Origin of the sequence: Mesorhizobium sp. M0019, assembly GCF_040323975.1 — a bacterium.
Taxonomy (GTDB): Bacteria; Pseudomonadota; Alphaproteobacteria; order Rhizobiales; family Rhizobiaceae; genus Mesorhizobium.
In genome coordinates this window covers 114,047-131,661 of sequence record NZ_JAMYVK010000009.1, presented here as the reverse complement: position 1 = coordinate 131,661, position 17,615 = coordinate 114,047, and the positions used below count along the sequence as shown (strand labels likewise).

Sequence of the window (17,615 nt, the reverse complement as noted above, 5' to 3'; positions counted from 1 at the left end):
AAGCTTGCCGGATGCTTCCATTTGGCCACACATCGGGAATGCTGGGCCAAATTGGGGAGGCCGGGAGCAATTCCCCGACCCTCTTCGAGAATGAAGCGTCTCCTACAGGATGAAACGCGACAAGTCCGTGTTTCTGGAGAGGTCGCCGACATGCTTCTCGACATAGGCGGCATCGATGGTCACCGAGGTGCCGTTGCGGTCCGGCGCGTCATAGGAGATATCGTCCAGCACCCGTTCCATCACCGTCTGCAGCCGCCTGGCGCCAATATTCTCGACGCTGGCGTTGAGGTCCACGGCGATGCCGGCCAACGAATCGATGGCGTCGTCGGTGAAGACCAGATCGACGCCTTCGGTCTTCATCAGCGCGATATACTGCTTGATCAGGCTGGCTTCGGTCTCGGTGAGGATGCGGACGAAATCGCCCTTCTCCAGCGCCCGCAGCTCGACGCGGATCGGCAGGCGGCCCTGCAATTCCGGCAGCAGATCGGAGGGCTTAGCGACGTGGAACGCACCCGAGGCGATGAACAGGATGTGGTCGGTCTTCACCGGTCCGTATTTGGTCGCAACCGTGGTGCCTTCGACCAGCGGCAGCAGGTCGCGCTGCACACCTTCACGCGAAACACCGGCACCGATGCCGCCTTCGCGCGAGGCGATCTTGTCGATCTCGTCAAGGAAGACAATGCCGTCATTCTCGGTCGATTCGAGTGCCCTGCGCACCACTTCGTCCTGATCGAGCAGCTTGTCGGACTCGTCGCTGATCAACAGCCCGTAGGACTCCTTGACGGTCGTCTTGCGCAACTTGGTCTTCTTGCCGCCCATCGCTTTCGACAGCATATCGTTGATGTTGAGCACGCCGATATTGGCGCCCGGCATGCCGGGGATCTCGAAGCCGGGCATGCCGCCATTGCCGGTATCGGCCACTTCGATCTCAATCTCCTTGTCGTCGAGCTCGCCGTCGCGCAGCTTCTTGCGGAAACTGTCACGGGTGGCCGGGCTCGCCGTCTTGCCGACGAGCGCTTCGAGCACCCGTTCCTCGGCGTTGATGTGGGCACGCGCCTTGACGTCCTCGCGCATCTTCTCGCGAACCAGCCCGATGGCGATCTCGACCAGGTCGCGGATGATCTGCTCGACATCGCGGCCGACATAACCGACCTCGGTGAACTTGGTGGCTTCGACCTTGACGAAAGGCGCACCGGCAAGGCGTGCCAGGCGGCGCGAAATCTCGGTCTTGCCGACGCCGGTCGGGCCGATCATCAGGATATTCTTCGGCATCACCTCTTCGCGCATCTGGCCCTCGAGCTGCTGGCGGCGCCAGCGGTTGCGCAAGGCAATCGCCACGGCACGCTTGGCGTCTTTCTGGCCGATGATGAAGCGGTCGAGTTCCGAAACGATTTCGCGAGGAGAGAAGGTGCTCATGTCACTAAATTCCACTTTGCCACTGCCGAATGGACTCGAACGGATGCAGCAGCATGATCACGTTGAGTGTCAGATTGTCCCGGATGAGATAGCCGACACCGAATTCGAAGATGAGGGCGAGGGTTACGACCACCCATATAGGAAGCCTTCGCGCCATGACAAACCCCAGCACCATGGCCAGTGTGTCCGACACCGAATTGATGATGCTGTCGCCATAATAGTCGAGCGAGATCGTGCCAGCGCGATAGCGATCGATGATGAAAGGGCTGTTCTCGAGCAGCTCCCAGCCGCCCTCTATAACCACCGCAAAGGCCAGCCTGAGCCCGATCGGCGAGCGCGGGAAAAGGAACCACGCCAGCGCATAGAACAGGAAACCGTGAATGATGTGCGAGAAGCTGTACCAGTCGGAAATATGCTGGGAATTCTCCGAGCTTTGCACGATGCCGTGCCACAGCTTGACATAGCCGCAGGTACAGATCGGCGTCCGCCCCATGCCGTAAAGGACCCCGGCCTGGAAGATGACCAGGCCGAGAACCAGCAGAAGCCCCATTCGCCAACTGTCGTAGTAGGCCGAGACGGTTTTGTCGCTGGATACGCTCATGCTGCTATTGCCCCTCTTCTGCGTCACCCTGTCCGGCATCACCCCTCTGGGGCATCAATCGCCATCAGCACGGCATCGCCATATTCCGACTTCCTGCGATCGATAGCCGTGAAACCGGCCTTTTCATAGGCACGGATAGCCCGTGCATTGGCGGGGTCCGGGTCGATGATGACGCGCGGCGTACCTTCCTCGAAAAGCTGCTCGACGAACTGCCGGACGATCGCGGAGCCGTGGCCGACCCCGACAAGCTCCGGCACGCCGATCGACAGATCGATGCCGAGCGTGCCGAACGGCTGGTCGCTATAGGGATGGCCGTCCTCCAGATGCGGATCGTAGCTCTGCAAATAGCCGATGGGCTTTCCGTCGAGCTCGATAATCAGCGGCTCGACCGAAATGCTGTCGATATGCTCGCGGATCTCCGCAATCTCGGTCTCTGGGTCGTTCCACCATTCGGCGACATGCGGCTCGGCAAGCCAGCCGGCGATCATCGGCAGGTCCCTCTGGGTCACCGGCCGAAAACCATAGCGGAGGCTCCGCTCAGGCGGCATCGAGGGTTTCGACGACGAAGTTGTTGTTGGTGTAGACGCAAATGTCTGACGCGATCTGCATCGCCTTGCGGGCGATCTCCTCTGCGCCCTTGTCGCTGTCCACCAGCGCGCGTGCCGCTGCCAGCGCGTAATTGCCGCCCGAGCCGATGGCCATGACGCCAAATTCGGGCTCCAGCACGTCGCCGGTGCCGGTCAGCGCCAGCGACACCGACTTGTCGGCCACCAGCATCATCGCTTCCAGCCGCCGCAAATAGCGGTCGGTGCGCCAGTCCTTGGCAAGCTCGACGCAGGCGCGTGTCAGCTGGTCGGGATATTGTTCGAGCTTGGCTTCAAGCCGCTCGAGCAGAGTGAAGGCATCGGCGGTGGCGCCGGCGAAACCGGCGATGACGTTGCCGCCCTTGCCGATGCGGCGCACCTTCTTGGCGTTGCCTTTCATGATGGTCTGGCCGAGGCTGACCTGGCCGTCGCCGGCGATCACCACCTTGCCGCCCTTGCGCACGGTCAGGATGGTCGTGGCATGCATGGTCAGTTCATTCGACATTTTCTGCTCCGATAAGCACCGATCCCATCGAGGCGATCGGCGCGTTACGAGTGACTTGATCGGCCATATGTATGCATAGGCCGGACGATTGCAAACCGGCCATCCACCGGGTCGGATCGGGCTCCGCAGCGGTAACTGGCAATCGCCGGATCATGCTGCTAGAAGGCTTTCGTTTTCAGGCATGTGAACGCCTGAATCGTGCAAAATCTGAGACAAGGATGAGGTCATGGCGCCCCGTTCCGCCGAGATAAGCCGCAAGACCAGGGAAACCGACATCGCCGTGTCGGTTCAGGTCGACGGCTCGGGCAAATCCGACATTTCGACGGGCGTCGGCTTCTTCGACCATATGCTGGACCAGTTGTCGCGCCATTCGCTGATCGACATGACCGTGAGGGCCAAGGGCGACCTGCACATAGACGACCACCACACGGTCGAGGATACGGGCATTGCGCTCGGCCAGGCGCTGGCCAAGGCATTGGGCGAGCGGCGCGGCATCATGCGCTACGCCTCGATCGATCTCGCCATGGACGAGACACTGACGCGGGCGGCAATCGATGTCTCCGGGCGGCCTTTTCTGGTCTGGAATGTTTCATTCTCGTCGCCGAAGATCGGTACGTTCGACACCGAGCTGGTGCGCGAATTCTTCCACGCGCTGGCGCAGAATGCCGGCATCACGCTGCATGTCACCAATCATTACGGCGCCAACAACCACCACGTCGCCGAGACCTGCTTCAAGGCCGTGGCGCGTGCGCTGCGTTCGGCGCTTGAGCGCGACCCGCGCCAGCCGGACGCGGTTCCCTCCACCAAGGGATCCCTGAAAGGATAGCGTCATGGCCATCTATGTCGTGATGGAGCCGCCAGGCCGCAGCGAAAGCGTGGACACTACCTTTATCCGTGACGGCTTTGCCTGGCTCGGCTTCTTGGTGCCGCCGCTGTGGCTGGCCTGGCACCGGCTGTGGGTCGAGGCGGCATTGGCGTTTGTCGCCATGGGCCTGCTCTCGATGCTGGGCGAAAGGCTGGACCTGGAAACAGCCGGCTCGCTTTTATCTCTGCTTGTCATGCTCTTTGTCGGACTGGAAGGGCAGGGCTTGCGGATCGCAGGCCTGCGCCGTCGCGGCTGGCATGAATGGGGCGTGGTCGAGGCCGACAGGCTCGACGACGCAGACGTCCGCTATGCATTGGAAGCCGATGCTCAGTCGGATGAACAACCGACGGTGCAACGCATCGTCCCAGACGCAGCACATGCCCGGTCGGCGCAGATGGGCCTGGCGCTGGGGCTGAACCATATTCCGGGAAAGCCCTGAGATGAGGGTGGCGATCATCGATTATGGGTCGGGCAATCTGCGCTCGGCCACCAAGGCCTTCGAGCGTGCCGCGCATGAAGCCGGCATTGCCGCCGCGATCGAACTCACCGCCGATGCCGAGCGGGTCAGGACCGCCGACCGCATCGTCCTGCCCGGCGTCGGTGCCTATGCCGATTGCGCCGCTGGACTGCGTGCGGTCGCCGGCATGTGGGAAGCGGTCGAGGAGGTGGCGATCGCCAAGGCTCGGCCGTTCCTCGGCATCTGCGTCGGCATGCAGCTGATGTCGGAGCGAGGCCTGGAAAAGATCGTCACAAAGGGCTTTGGCTGGGTCGCCGGCGACGTCAAGGAGATCACGCCGGCCGATCCGACACTGAAGATCCCGCAGATCGGCTGGAACACGATTGATCTGAAGCGCAAGCATCCGCTGTTTTCCGGCATTGCGACGGGTGGCAAGGGACTGCACGCCTATTTCGTCCACTCCTACCATCTCGATGCACGGAAGGAGGATGAGGTGCTGGCGGTTGCCGACTATGGCGGCCCGGTAACGGCCGCTGTCGCCCGCGACAACCTAGCCGGAACGCAATTCCACCCCGAGAAGAGCCAGGCGCTGGGCCTGGCGCTGATCACCAATTTCCTAGGCTGGAGGCCCTGAACCATGAGCAAGAAGGGCTATTGGATGGCAATGGTCGATGTCCACGATCCCGAGATCTACAAGCAGTACATCGAGGCCAATGCCGCGGCTTTCGCGAAATACGGCGCGAAGTTCCCGGTGCGCGCCGGGCGGTACACCAGCCCGGAAGGACCGGCAGGCAATCGCCACGTGCTGGTGGAATTCGAATCCTATGAAAAGGCGCTGGAATGCTACGGCTCGCCTGAATACCAGGAGGCCTTGAAGTACAGGGTCGCCGGCTCGACCGGCCACTTTGTCATCGTCGAAGGCGCCTGAAGGTGTTTCTGTTTCCGGCGATAGACCTCAAGGACGGCAAATGCGTGCGCCTCAGGCATGGCGACATGGCGACCGCCACCATCTACAATGACGATCCCGCCGCTCAGGCGCGCGCCTTCGAAGAGCAGGGCTTCGAATGGTTGCACGTCGTCGACCTCAACGGCGCCTTCAAGGGCCAGAGCGTCAACAGCGCCGCGGTCGGCGCCATCCTGAAGGCGACGAGCAATCCGGTGCAGCTCGGCGGCGGCATCCGCACCCTGGCGCAGATCGAGGACTGGCTCGACCGTGGGCTGGCCCGCGTCATTCTTGGCACCGTGGCGGTGCGCGATCCGGATCTGGTCAGGCAGGCCTGCAAGGCATTCCCGGGCAAGATCGCCGTCGGCATCGACGCCAAGGGCGGCAAGGTCGCGGTCGAAGGCTGGGCTGAAGCCTCGAGCCTCGGCGTCATTGAACTGGCGAGGAAATTCGAGGGTGCCGGCGTCGCCGCCATCATCTACACCGATATCGACCGCGACGGTGTGCTGACCGGCATCAACTGGGACGCCACCATCGATCTCGCCGACGCGGTGTCGATCCCGGTTATCGCCTCGGGCGGGCTCGCCTCGATCGCCGACATCGTGCGCATGACCATGCCCGATGCCCGCAAGCTCGAAGGCGCGATCTCCGGACGCGCCCTCTACGACGGCCGCATCGACCCGGCCGAGGCATTGGCGATCCTGCGTGGCAAACCGATGGCAGGGGTGTGAAACGTGAAGGTCTCGATTATCGTTGCTCCCTACGACAGCGGGCACTATCACGAAGGGTGCGGCCAGGGGCCGGACGCCATCATCGGCGGTGGGCTGGTCGACGCCCTGACCGTGGCTGGCCATGACGTCGCCGTCGAAGATATCGGCAAGGTCGGAGACGAGCAGGGGCGCGAAATTGCAACCGGCTTCGCCGTCTGCAACGCCGTCGCGACCAAGGTTAACCTCGCCCGCGATGGAGGACGCTTCCCCATTATCCTTGCTGGAAATTGCCTGACCGCCGCCGGTGCGGTCGCCGGTGAAGTTGCGGATTCGATCATCTGGATCGACCAGCATGGCGATCTCAACACGCCGGAGACGTCCTCCTACGGCTTTCTCGACGGCATGGCGCTGGCGGCGACGCTCGGGCTCTGCTGGCATCCGATGGCGGCAGCAATTCCGGGGTTCCGGCCGATAGACCCTGCGCGCTGCATGCTGGTTGATGCCCGCGACCTCGATCCCGACGAAAAGCGACTGCTGGAAACTTTGCCGATCGTGCGCACCGAATGTGCCGGTGCACTCGATATGATCGGAAAGCTCACGGCGACAGGGACTGTGCGGGCGCATCTGCATCTCGACCTGGATGTCCTCGATCCGGATGTGTTGCAGGTGAACCGCTACGCGCACCCGGGCGGCCCGAGTCCGGAACAGCTACGGCAGCTTGCCTGCGGACTGGCCAGGTCAATCCCAATCGTCGGCGTGACGCTCTCGGCCTACGACCCGGCCTTTGATTCCCAGTCCGAAGTTCCGCCCGTCGTCGGCCAGCTGCTTGTCGACTTTCTTGCGGCGATCGAGAGGATCTGATGCTGAAAGCCCGCGTCATCCCCTGTCTCGACGTCAAGAACGGCCGTGTCGTCAAGGGCGTCAATTTCGTCGACCTGGTCGATGCCGGCGATCCCGTCGAAGCGGCAAAAGCCTATGACGCGGCCGGCGCCGACGAGCTCTGCTTTCTCGACATCACCGCCTCGTCGGAAAACCGCGAGACCATTTTCGATGTCATCGCCCGCACCGCCGAACAATGTTTCATGCCGCTGACCGTTGGCGGTGGCGTCCGTCAGGTCGCCGACATCAGGAAGCTGCTACTGGCCGGCGCCGACAAGGTGTCGATCAACACGGCGGCGGTGAAGACCCCAAATTTTGTCGCCGAGGCTGCCGACAAATTCGGCAACCAGTGCATCGTCGTCGCCATCGATGCCAAGAAAGTGTCCGCTGCGAGCGAGGCTGATCGCTGGGAGATATTCACCCATGGCGGCCGCGAGAAGACCGGCATCGACGCCGTCGAGTTCGCTCGGCGAGTGGTCGATCTCGGCGCCGGCGAGATCCTGCTAACATCGATGGACCGCGACGGCACCAAGGCCGGCTACGACATAGCCCTTACCCGCGCGGTCGCCGATGCCGTACGCGTGCCGGTCATCGCTTCCGGTGGCGTCGGCACGCTCGACCACCTTATCGAAGGCATTCGCGACGGCCATGCCGGCGCGGTGCTGGCGGCGTCGATCTTCCATTTCGGCACCTACAGCATCGCCGAAGCCAAGCTGCACATGGCTCAGGCCGGACTGCCGATGCGGCTGGACTCGCCGGGTAATCGGTCCTAGAGCCTTTCCGGCTAAGAAGAGGCTGTAAACGCCGTCATGACCGAGTTCTCGCTCTCCGATCTGGAGAAGATTATTGGCGAACGCGCACGTTCCGGCGATCCGGATTCGTGGACGGCCAAGCTCTTTCAGCGTGGCATGAGCAAGGCAGCGCAGAAACTCGGCGAAGAGGCAGTCGAAACGGTGATCGCAGCCGTCAGCGCCGATAGGGCCGCGCTTGTTTCGGAAAGCGCCGATCTCATTTATCATTGGCTTGTCGTTCTCGGCATAGCGGACATTCCGCTGAGCGATGTGCTCAACGAGCTTGAACGCCGCACCGGTCGTTCGGGCATCGCCGAAAAGGCGTCTCGGCTGGACCGGGGCTGATCGCTGCGGAGGAACTCGATGGACCAGCTCGCTCCTACCGAGAAGTATTCACCCTATCGTTTCTTCTCGGCCGAGCAATGGTCGCGGTTCCGCGCCGATACGCCGATGACGCTCACCGAGGACGAGGTCCGTCGTCTGCGGTCGCTGAACGATCCGGTCGATCTCCACGAGGTCGAGCGCATCTATCTTTCGATGTCACGGCTGTTGTCGGCTCATGTCGAAGCCAGTCAACTCCTGTTCAGGCAACGCCAGGCCTTCTTCAACGCGCTGGACGCGGCCAAGACACCGTTCATCATCGGCATTGCAGGTTCCGTGGCGGTCGGCAAATCGACCACGGCGCGCGTGCTAAAGGAGCTGCTGGCGCGCTGGCCGTCGAGTCCCAAGGTCGACCTGGTCACCACCGACGGTTTCCTGCTGCCGAACGAAATCCTGCGCCGCAACAATTTGATGGAGCGCAAGGGCTTTCCGGACAGCTACGACGTCGGCGCGCTGCTGCGCTTCCTGTCTGGCATCAAATCGGCGCAGCGCAACGTCCGCGCGCCGGTCTATTCGCACCTGACCTATGACGTCATTCCGGGCGAGTTCCAGACCATCGACCGGCCCGACATCCTGATCTTCGAAGGCATTAATGTCCTGCAGCCGGGCAAGCTGCCCAAGGACGGCAAGATCGTGCCTTTCCTGTCGGATTTCTTCGACTTCGCCATCTATATCGATGCCGAGGAGGCGCTGATCCATCACTGGTATATCGCCCGCTTCATGCGGCTGCGCGAAACCGCCTTCCGCGACCCGGCCTCCTTCTTCCACCGCTATTCGCAACTTTCCGAGGATGCGGCCCGCGCCATCGCCGAGGGCCTGTGGACCAACATCAACCTGAAGAATCTGCGCGAGAATATATTGCCGACCCGCGCCCGTGCCGATCTCATCCTGCGCAAGGGCGCCAACCATCTGGTCGAGGAAGTGGCGCTCAGGAAACTGTGAAATCCCGGGACATTCCTTAAAGTCATCTTAACCCAGTCTTTCTATTGTCGGGCCTGATCTGCGGGCTCGGCAAACAAATGAATGCGCCATTCCTAAACATCGATCGGCCGGCAGCTGACCGCATCGCACGTCCGGGCAGCGGCGGCGCAACGATTGCCCTGATCGTGCCTGTCCACAATGAGGAAGGCGCAATTGCTCCATTCCTGAAGGCGGTATGCGAAAGCACCGCGCCGCTGAAGGACAAAGGCGTTGCCCTCGAGTTCATCTTCGTCAACGACGGCAGCAGCGATACGACGCTCGAAAAGCTGATCGAAGCCCAACAAACCGATCCACGCATCCACGTAATCGACCTTTCACGCAATTTCGGCAAGGAAGCCGCGATGACCGCGGGGCTCGACAGCTGCGATGCCGATGCAGCGATTCCGATGGATGTCGATATGCAGGATCCGCCGCATGTCATTCCGCTGCTTGTGGAAAAGTGGCGCGAGGGTTTTGAGGTTGTTCTGGCCAAGCGAGCCAATCGGTCGAGCGACAGCTTTCTCAAGCAGCGCTCCGCCTCGATGTTCTACCGCGTTCACAACTGGATCGCGCAGCAGAAGATCCCGCACGATGTCGGCGACTTCCGTTTGATCGACCGCCAGGTCATCCAGGCGCTGCGGTCTTTGCCCGAACGCCGTCGTTTCATGAAGGGCCTGTTCGCCTGGGTCGGGTTCCGCACCGCAAGCGTCGAATATGTCCGCGATCAGCGCATCGCCGGCCAGTCGAAATTCTCCGGCTGGAAGCTGTGGAACTTCGCGCTCGAAGGCATCACCAGCTTCTCCACCGCTCCGCTTGAAATCTGGACCTATGTCGGCGCGACGATTTCCGCGCTGTCGTTCCTCTACGGCCTGCTGATCGTCGCCAAGACAATGATCTTTGGCGTTGATGTGCCCGGCTACGCCTCCCTGCTGGTCAGTGTTCTTTTCCTTGGCGGCATCCAGTTACTCGGCATCGGCATCATCGGACAATACCTCGGCAGGGTCTACGCCGAGATCAAGCAGCGTCCGATCTACATCGTGCGCCGCAAATATGAGGGAATGAGCTGATGGAGATCGACGCCTACCGACAGATGGCCGCCACCGAAGACGAGCATTGGTGGTTCTGCGGGCGTCGCGCCATCGCCGAGGCGGTCATTCGCAGCATCGGCCTGCCTGAAAACGCGCGCATCGTCGAGATCGGCGCCGGCACCGGCGGCAACATCCGGATGCTGGAGCAGTTCGGCGCAGTGACGGCAGTCGAGATGAGCGATCTCGCGCGCAGGATTGCCTGGGAAAAGACCGGCCGCGACTTCCTCGCCGGACATCTGCCGGACAACATTCCTGTCGCGCCGCAAAGCTGCGACCTCGTCTGCCTGTTCGACGTGCTGGAGCATGTCGCCGAAGACGAGGCGTCGCTTGCCGCGATCCGCCAAGTGCTGAAACCGGGCGGCAGCGTGGTCCTCACTGTGCCCGCACACCAATGGTTGTGGAGCACGCATGATGTGGGGCTGCATCATATGCGGCGCTATTCACGCAATCTGCTGCGTGAACGAATCGAAAGGGCTGGTTTCGCGATCGACCGGCTGAGCTACACAAATGCCGCGCTCTTCCCGGTAGCGGCGCTGGCAAGACTGGTGGACAGGTTGCGCAAGTCGGCCTTGCCAGCCGGCCATGCCACGCCGCCAAAACCACTGAATGCGGCGATGAAGGCAGTGTTTTCGGCGGAAGGCCGCATCATACCAAATGCAAGCTTGCCCTTCGGGGTTTCGCTGCTGGCGGTATTCCGCAAGGACAGCGCCGTCGAAACCGCTCGCCTCGACGAGAAATTGGCAGCTTGACCGCGTCATGGGCACCGGCTCGTATCGTCGACTATCGCGCTTTGCGCTGATTGGCATCGCGTCGACGCTGATCTACGCAGTTTGCGCTTTTCTGCTGTCGCGTGGACAGGCAACGGCGGCCCTGCCGGCGGCGCTCACATCGTTTGCGGCCTACGCCGTCGCCGCGCTGTTCTCCTACACCGGGCATAAATATTTCACGTTCACCTCGGGCGGCAGCCACGCTATGGAATTGCCCCGCTTCCTCCTGCTCACCGCTTCCGGCCTCGCCGTCGCGATCGCCCTGCCGGGGCTTTTGACCCAGATGCTCGGCGTCCCTGCCGCAATCCCGATCCTGCTCACCTGCATTGCCGTGCCGGTCATCAACTATGTCGTCCTCGGGCGGTGGGTGTTTCGTGGTCTCTAGCGCGCGATCCCTCAGTGAACTGCTGCCCGGCGCCAACCGCTTCTCGCCCTTTGTGGGCGTAGCGGGTGCTCCGTTGCTGCTGGCCAGTCTGGTCGTCACATACGCCGTCTGGCTATCGACCGTTGCAATTCCGACCAATGTTGACGTGTCGTGGCTTCTGGTCGTCTGCGACCGCCTGCTTGGCGGAGAGCGGCTCAACACCGACATCGTGGAGACCAACCCCCCTTTCTCGATCTGGCTCTACATGCCGTTCATGCTCCTGGAAAAGCTCACTGGCATGCGTGCGGAATTCTGGCTGACGCTTGGCGTCGTTTGCCTGAGCCTGGCCAGTCTTTTCGTTTCCGTCCGCATTCTCGCGCGCGATGAACCGGTCTACCGGCAGCCCCATGCGCTGTGGGCGGCAGCGGCGGCCCTGTTTTTGATCCTGTGTTTCATGCCGGATCAATTCGGCCAACGCGAGCACTTCGCATTGATTGCCATTCTGCCTTGGGTGGCGTTGCAATGCACACGTCAGCGGAACCTGGATTTCAGCGCGGGCTCGCGCCTGGAGCACATGGTCGCGGGCTTCGGCGCGGCGGTCGTGGTCATGGTCAAGCCGCCCTATTTTGTGCTGGCCTTCATGTTGCCGTCGCTCTGTCTTGCGCTTGAAAGGCGGTCGCTGAAACCGCTCTTCGTCGCAGAGAACCTGGTGGGCGCTGCGATCGTGGCCGCCTATATCGCGTCCATCGCGCTCTTCGACCGCGCTTACGTCAGCGACGTCCTGCCCTTGGTCAGGGAGGTCTATCTTCCGTTGAGGGCCTCTGCCGCCGATATGCTGGCAAACTGGCCGAAAGTGGTGCTGCTTCTGGCCGCCGCCACCGTGCTTGCGGCCGGCGGCCTGAGAAAGACGAACTGGGACGTCAGGATTCCGCTCCTGACCGCCCTGGGGTTCATTCCGGCCTTCATCGTCATGGGCAAGGGTTGGCCCAATCACGCGCTGCCGATGGTCGTTGTTGCGACACTTGCATTTGGCATCCAGCTTGTGCGGTTCGGCACATTCGGCAGTGCAGGCTTCGTTCGCAAGGCCGCCCTGATCTTCGGCTGCGTGCTGGTGCTGCAAATAGCGGTCAGGGCACAGTACGCGGCGCTGACGACGGATAACGGCCCGATCGCCCGGTCTGTCGCCGCGATCCGCGCAACGGTCGAAACCCCGACCATCATGTCTATTGCCGACCAGATGCAGGTTGCCCATCCCCTCGCCAGGCTGGTCGGCGGCAGGTTCATATCACGCCATCCGAGCGCCTGGGCGGTCTCCAACGCGGACACGCTCGCCCGCGTCACCGGCGATCTCGAACGGAGACCGGAACTTGAAAGCATCCGCGATCGGGTGATCGGCGAAAACGCCGCCGAGATATCAGCGAAGAAGCCCGATATCGTGCTGTCAGGCTCGCCCGCGTGGACTGCCCTGATGCTGCAGGACAAGCGGATCCAGGTTGCCTTGGCCGACTATCGTCTGCTGCACGCCGAGCCGGAAATCACTGTCTATCTGCGTTACACGGCGCCTGCGCCGCTCCAAACCGATTGAGCAGGAGCCCCCGGAAACCCATGACACGGCTGGATCCAATCGCTCCGCTGGACGACATATGGCTCGATCTCGAGAGCCTCGGTGCAACAGCATGAGCGTCTCGAACGACATTGGCGGCTTGAGCCGCTGGCGCGACCGGGATATTGCGGCGTCGCTGCTTCCTAGCCGCAATGTCCTGGCCATTGCCGCAGTCACCGTCTTCTCGATCTTCTGGCAGCGACGTTGGGGGACTGTTCCCGACACTAGCTGGCTGATCACGGTCTGCGAGCGTATGCTGTCCGGTGAGCGGCTTTACTCGCAAATCTATGAGACCAATCCCCCATTCAGCGTCTGGCTCTATCTGCCGCCAGTGGCTGCGGCCAGATTGCTGGGCACCGCCCCGGAAATCCTGGTTGAGGCCTGGACATACCTTGCCGTGCTTATCGGACTTTCGCTCTCGGGCGTGATCGTCAAGCGTGCGGGTTTCACCGAAACTGCATCATTGTTTGCACTGGGGCCAGCGTTTTGCGCAATGTTGGTGGTCTTCCCCGGAAATGCCTTCAGCGAGCGGGAGCATATCGGCATGGCACTTTTCATGCCGCTGCTTGCGCTTCATGCCTGGCGCGCGCGCAGAGATGCAGCTGCCCAACCAGACCCCGGGCTCGCCGTACTCGCCGGCCTGTCGGGCAGCATTCTGCTGCTGGTCAAGCCCTACTATGCGATCATGGTGTTGGCGCCGGCACTGGTCGTTGCAGTGCGCCGGCGCAGTCTGAAATCGATCTTCGCCCTGGAACACTGGGTCATTGGCGGCATCTGCGTTGTCTATCTCAGCACGGTCACGCTGATCCATCCGGAATTCATGCGCGACATCTATCCCCTCTTGGCGGACGTTTATGCAAAGATCGGCATCTTTTGGCCGATTGTGATCGGCTACGGTTTCTCGTGGTGTTTCCTTGTCTTCCTGATCTGGTGGCTGTGGCCTGCCAGGCGGTTTCCAGAGCTGGCGGCGGTAGCGTTGGCGGCATCGATCGCTGGCATGTTTCCCCTGTTCTACCAAGCCAAAGGCTGGTCTTATCATGCCTATCCCGCGATCTTTTGCGCTGTGGCAGCCATTTTCTGCCTGCTGGCACTGCCCAGGATCGTGCAGCAGCCGTCGAAGCTGTTGACGTTCGTGACGGCTCCTTCGCGAGCTTGGGCATTGGCGGCGGTGGCAATCGCTTTCTTGCCGTACTGGAGCACCCAGAAACCAGGGCCGGCGCTGGTTGCCGCAATTCGCGCCGCCACCGATCGGCCGACCGTAGCGTTGGTCAGTTCGGATATTTCCTCGGGACATCCGTTGAACCGTATGATCGATGGGCAGTTCGTTTCGACCCACGTCAGCGATTGGCTTGGAGCGTTCGCACTTTCCCTGTCCCGGCACGCAGCCCTCTCGGGTGACACCGCCGAAGCCACGCGTTACCAGGCCATCATGGCGCGCTACGTCGAAAGCAAACGCGAAGAGTTCGCGCGTCTGCGCCCGGATATCGTCGTCTTCAAGAAAAACAACACAATGTGGACAAGCCAACTGATGGGGCGTTTTGGCTTTGACGCCATCCTGGCGCACTACCGCATTCTTATCGAGGACGAGACCGAGCGCATCTATTTGCGCGACGATTATGTCCGCCCGGGCCACCGGCCACCCGAACAGCCTATTTCGGCATCGTCACCCGTCGCAGCGTCAGATTGATGCGGCCGCCACTCCTGAGCAATGCCGAGGTCGACGGGTAGATACGGTCGACGCCGTGAAAGCAGAGCCGCCCTTCGCCGCCAAGCACGACGACGTCGCCGCTCCTCAGCCTGAACGATTTGGTGGCGCCGTCGCGCGTCGTCTGGCCGACCCGGAACAGGCAATCGTCGCCGAGCGACACCGAGACGACAGGCGCGGAGAAATCGCTCTCGTCGCGGTCCTGGTGAAGACCCATCTTGGCATCCTGCGAATAGAAATTGACCAGGCAGGCTTCCGGCGGGTGCGCATAGGCAGATACATCCCGCCACAGTTCGAGCAGCATCTCCGGGATCGGCGGCCAAAGCCTTCGGGTCACCGGGTGGGTCGGCTGGTAGCGATAGCCGTGCTCCTTGTCGGTGACCCAGCCCAGCGGACCGCAATTGGTCATGCGCACGCTCATCTCCTTGCCGGTACGCGGCATCGCCGGCACGAACAGCGGCGCCTTCTGCACGACCTGCCTGATATCTTCCACCAGCACTTCCTGCATGGCGCGCGACAGGTAGCCGGGCATATGGCGGACGCCTTTGGGCAGTACGAGCATCGCGTCGCTTAATCCGTTGGTCTGGAGAAATCAGAATGCCACCGTCAAATGAAAACGGCGACCCGAAAGCCGCCTCCGACGGTGGCTGCGCGCTTTAACCGGCGATCTGAGATCCGAAGCCGCTTCGGCTGTCACTCATCCCCGACCCGGCCGCGCAGTTTCTTGATCGAGCCGCGCCCGGCCTTGCTCTTGAGTCGTCTTTCGACCGCGCCTTTGGACGGCCTGGTCTTCTTGCGCGGCGGTGGTGGTGGTTCGGCGGCCTTGGCGACCAGTGCCGTCAGCCGCGCCCGGGCGTCCGCCCGGTTCTGCTCCTGGGTGCGGAAGCGTCCAGCTTCGATGACGATGACGCCGTCCTTGGTGGCGCGCTGGCCGGCAAGCTTGATGGTCCGTTCGCGCACCCGCTCCGACAGGCCAGCCGCATTGGCGGCATCGAAGCGCAATTGCACTGCCGTCGCCACCTTGTTGACGTTCTGGCCGCCCGGGCCGGACGAACGAATGAAGTCCTCGTGCAGGTCGCCCGGATTAATCACCGCATCGTCGGTAATGATGATCTTGTCGTCGGCGTTCATGCCGCACTCATGGCGCGGCAGGCGAAAAAAGAAAAGGCCCGATCGAAGCCGGGCCTTGAAGCATCACCCGGGGCGACGGCTATTCAGCCGCTACCTGCATGCGTGGTGCGGCGCCGAGCACGGTGGCGTCGACATGGGCTTCGAACTTTTCGAAATTGTCGACGAACATGCCGACCAGCCTTGCCGCCTGCCGGTCGTAGGCGGGCTTGTCGATCCAGGTCGATCTAGGGTCGAGAATGGCGCGGTCGACGCCGGCAACCGTCACCGGTACGTCGAAACCGAAATTGGCGTCGGTGCGGAAGTCGGCCGCTTTCAGCGAGCCGTCGAGCGCCGCCGCAAGCAGCGCCCGCGTTGCTTTGATCGGCATTCGCTTGCCGGTGCCGTAGGCGCCGCCGGTCCAGCCGGTGTTGACCAGCCAGCAATCGACGCCTTGGCGGGCGATGAGCTCGCGCAACAGATTGCCGTATTCCGACGGATGCCGCGGCATGAACGGTGCGCCGAAGCATGTCGAAAATGTCGCTTCGGGTTCCGTAACGCCCTTCTCGGTCCCCGCCACCTTGGCGGTATAGCCGGAGAGGAAATGGTACATGGCCTGCGCCGGGGTCAGCCGCGCGATCGGCGGCATCACACCGAATGCGTCGGCGGTCAGCATGATGATGTTCTTCGGGTGGCTGGCGCGCCCCGTCTTGCTGGCGTTGGGGATGAAGTGGAGCGGGTAGGCGCAGCGTGTGTTTTCGGTCAGCCCGCCGTCGTCGAAATCCGGCACGCGGCCTGCGTCGAGCGCCACATTCTCCAGCACCGTGCCGAAGCGCTGGGTGGTGGCGAAGATCTCCGGCTCGGCTTCGGCCGAAAGCTTGATCGTCTTGGCATAGCAGCCGCCCTCGAAATTGAAGATGCCGTGCGGTCCCCAGCCATGCTCGTCGTCGCCGACCAGCGTGCGCGACGGGTCGGCCGACAACGTCGTCTTGCCGGTCCCGGAAAGGCCGAAGAAAACGGCCGCGTCGCCGACGGGCCCTTCATTGGCCGAGCAGTGCATCGGCATCACACCTTTTGCCGGCAGCAGATAGTTGAGCACGGTGAACACCGACTTCTTCATCTCGCCGGCATACGAGGTACCGCCGATCAACACGATCATGTGCGAAAGATCGACGGCAATCACCGTTTCGCCGCGCGTGCCGTGGCGGGCGGGATCGGCGCGGAACGACGGCAGGTCGATGATCGTCAAATCGGGCATGAAATGCTCGAGTTCGGCGGCGGCCGGTCGGATGAGCAGATTGCGGATGAACAAGGAGTGCCAGGCAAGCTCCGTGATCACCCTGGTCGGCAGCTTCAGCTCCTCGTCGGCGCCGCCGACCAGGTCCTGCACATAAAGGTCCTTTCCAGCCGCGTGGGCGCGAAAATCGCCAAGCAGCGTATCGAACTGGATCGGCGAAATCGCTTTGTTGTTGTCCCACCATACATGCGGCGCGGTGCTTTCGTCGCGCACCACGAATTTGTCCCTGGGCGAGCGGCCGGTGTGCTGCCCGGTCTCGGCGGCAAGCGCGCCATGCGCGGTGAGTCGGGCCTCGCCACGGCGGATTGCCTCCTCGTAGAGCGCGGCCGCGCCGAAATTATAGCGCACCACGCCCGTGGTTCTTAGGCCGATCCGATCGATTGCACATGCAGGATTGCGTTTGCCGGCTTCCGACATGGGTGTCCCTTCTTCGATTTACCGCGTCTTTACCGGCGAATTCCGGAACTCCCATTGCAGGAGCTAAAAACGTCAAAACCAGAAAAGGCGAATGATATCAAATCATTAATCGATTTAAATATTTTGAAAGTTGTTTAAATCGTTTATATGTGCAAAAACACTGATGGTTGCCCAA

Annotated in this window: 21 protein-coding genes; 14 read left to right on the top strand and 7 right to left on the bottom strand. The window is 62.1% G+C overall.

Annotated features, from left to right (window positions below; translation table 11 throughout):
- Positions 1–102 precede the first annotated feature (102 nt).
- The 4 genes from hslU to hslV are packed head-to-tail and all read right to left on the bottom strand — an operon-like array spanning position 103 to position 3,106.
- Positions 103–1,416: an ATP-dependent protease ATPase subunit HslU gene (gene hslU / locus NKK47_RS09765; RefSeq protein ID WP_352454824.1), complete on the bottom strand. Its 1,314-nt coding sequence runs from the start codon at positions 1,414–1,416 to the stop codon at positions 103–105.
- Between the two features lie 4 nt (positions 1,417–1,420).
- Complete coding sequence (locus NKK47_RS09760; protein WP_023677528.1) at positions 1,421–2,017, bottom strand: DUF2585 domain-containing protein; 597 nt, start codon at positions 2,015–2,017, stop codon at positions 1,421–1,423.
- Positions 2,018–2,055: 38 nt separating this feature from the next.
- Entirely contained in the window at positions 2,056–2,565 is a 510-nt protein-coding gene (locus NKK47_RS09755; protein WP_352576348.1) for a GNAT family N-acetyltransferase, read from the bottom strand.
- Positions 2,555–3,106 carry an ATP-dependent protease subunit HslV gene (gene hslV, locus NKK47_RS09750; RefSeq protein ID WP_023677530.1) on the bottom strand — a complete coding sequence of 184 codons (552 nt, stop codon included), beginning with the start codon at positions 3,104–3,106 and terminating at the stop codon, positions 2,555–2,557. The genes NKK47_RS09755 and hslV overlap by 11 nt, the downstream gene beginning before the upstream one ends.
- A gap of 226 nt (positions 3,107–3,332) precedes the next feature.
- Between hslV and hisB the strand changes: the two genes are divergently transcribed.
- From hisB to NKK47_RS09680, 14 genes are all read left to right on the top strand, one after another.
- Entirely contained in the window at positions 3,333–3,932 is a 600-nt protein-coding gene (gene hisB, locus NKK47_RS09745) for an imidazoleglycerol-phosphate dehydratase HisB (RefSeq protein ID WP_352576346.1), read from the top strand.
- Between the two features lie 4 nt (positions 3,933–3,936).
- Positions 3,937–4,410: a DUF2628 domain-containing protein gene (locus NKK47_RS09740; RefSeq protein WP_352576345.1), complete on the top strand. Its 474-nt coding sequence runs from the start codon at positions 3,937–3,939 to the stop codon at positions 4,408–4,410.
- Between the two features lies 1 nt (position 4,411).
- A complete protein-coding gene (hisH, locus tag NKK47_RS09735) occupies positions 4,412–5,062 on the top strand; it encodes an imidazole glycerol phosphate synthase subunit HisH (RefSeq protein WP_352576343.1) in 651 nt (216 codons plus the stop codon).
- Between the two features lie 3 nt (positions 5,063–5,065).
- Positions 5,066–5,356, top strand: a complete 291-nt coding sequence (locus NKK47_RS09730; RefSeq protein ID WP_352576341.1) for a DUF1330 domain-containing protein — start codon at positions 5,066–5,068, stop codon at positions 5,354–5,356.
- A 2-nt stretch (positions 5,357–5,358) separates the two neighbouring features.
- Entirely contained in the window at positions 5,359–6,102 is a 744-nt protein-coding gene (gene hisA, locus NKK47_RS09725; RefSeq protein WP_352454816.1) for a 1-(5-phosphoribosyl)-5-[(5-phosphoribosylamino)methylideneamino]imidazole-4-carboxamide isomerase, read from the top strand.
- 3 nt (positions 6,103–6,105) lie between these two features.
- Complete coding sequence (locus tag NKK47_RS09720) at positions 6,106–6,942, top strand: arginase family protein (RefSeq protein WP_352576339.1); 837 nt, start codon at positions 6,106–6,108, stop codon at positions 6,940–6,942.
- On the top strand, positions 6,939–7,733 hold the full coding sequence (gene hisF, locus NKK47_RS09715; protein ID WP_352576381.1) for an imidazole glycerol phosphate synthase subunit HisF: 795 nt from the start codon (positions 6,939–6,941) through the stop codon (positions 7,731–7,733). The genes NKK47_RS09720 and hisF overlap by 4 nt, the downstream gene beginning before the upstream one ends.
- Positions 7,734–7,769: 36 nt before the next feature.
- Positions 7,770–8,096, top strand: a complete 327-nt coding sequence (locus tag NKK47_RS09710; protein WP_352576337.1) for a phosphoribosyl-ATP diphosphatase — start codon at positions 7,770–7,772, stop codon at positions 8,094–8,096.
- 18 nt (positions 8,097–8,114) lie between these two features.
- Positions 8,115–9,074, top strand: a complete 960-nt coding sequence (coaA, locus tag NKK47_RS09705) for a type I pantothenate kinase (RefSeq protein WP_023677538.1) — start codon at positions 8,115–8,117, stop codon at positions 9,072–9,074.
- Positions 9,075–9,151: 77 nt separating this feature from the next.
- Positions 9,152–10,159 (top strand): glycosyltransferase family 2 protein, encoded by a 1,008-nt coding sequence (locus NKK47_RS09700; RefSeq protein ID WP_352454814.1) that lies wholly within the window; start codon positions 9,152–9,154, stop codon positions 10,157–10,159.
- A complete protein-coding gene (locus NKK47_RS09695) occupies positions 10,159–10,929 on the top strand; it encodes a class I SAM-dependent methyltransferase (protein WP_352576335.1) in 771 nt (256 codons plus the stop codon). Before NKK47_RS09700 ends, NKK47_RS09695 begins: the two co-directional genes overlap by 1 nt.
- 7 nt (positions 10,930–10,936) lie before the next feature.
- Complete coding sequence (locus NKK47_RS09690) at positions 10,937–11,332, top strand: GtrA family protein (RefSeq protein ID WP_023677541.1); 396 nt, start codon at positions 10,937–10,939, stop codon at positions 11,330–11,332.
- Complete coding sequence (locus NKK47_RS09685) at positions 11,322–12,896, top strand: hypothetical protein (protein WP_352576333.1); 1,575 nt, start codon at positions 11,322–11,324, stop codon at positions 12,894–12,896. Before NKK47_RS09690 ends, NKK47_RS09685 begins: the two co-directional genes overlap by 11 nt.
- Before the next feature lie 91 nt (positions 12,897–12,987).
- Positions 12,988–14,601, top strand: coding sequence for a hypothetical protein (locus tag NKK47_RS09680; protein ID WP_352576332.1), 1,614 nt, complete (start codon positions 12,988–12,990; stop codon positions 14,599–14,601).
- On the opposite strand, the gene NKK47_RS09675 is transcribed toward NKK47_RS09680, so the two are convergent.
- From NKK47_RS09675 to NKK47_RS09665, 3 genes are all read right to left on the bottom strand, one after another.
- Positions 14,564–15,181 carry an alpha-ketoglutarate-dependent dioxygenase AlkB family protein gene (locus tag NKK47_RS09675; protein ID WP_352576330.1) on the bottom strand — a complete coding sequence of 206 codons (618 nt, stop codon included), beginning with the start codon at positions 15,179–15,181 and terminating at the stop codon, positions 14,564–14,566. The genes NKK47_RS09680 and NKK47_RS09675 overlap by 38 nt on opposite strands.
- A 131-nt stretch (positions 15,182–15,312) precedes the next feature.
- The gene (arfB, locus tag NKK47_RS09670; protein WP_023677545.1) at positions 15,313–15,750 is read right to left on the bottom strand and encodes an alternative ribosome rescue aminoacyl-tRNA hydrolase ArfB; all 438 of its coding nucleotides are present in this window, start codon (positions 15,748–15,750) and stop codon (positions 15,313–15,315) included.
- A gap of 79 nt (positions 15,751–15,829) precedes the next feature.
- Positions 15,830–17,440 (bottom strand): phosphoenolpyruvate carboxykinase, encoded by a 1,611-nt coding sequence (locus NKK47_RS09665; RefSeq protein ID WP_352568486.1) that lies wholly within the window; start codon positions 17,438–17,440, stop codon positions 15,830–15,832.
- Positions 17,441–17,615: the final 175 nt, after the last annotated feature.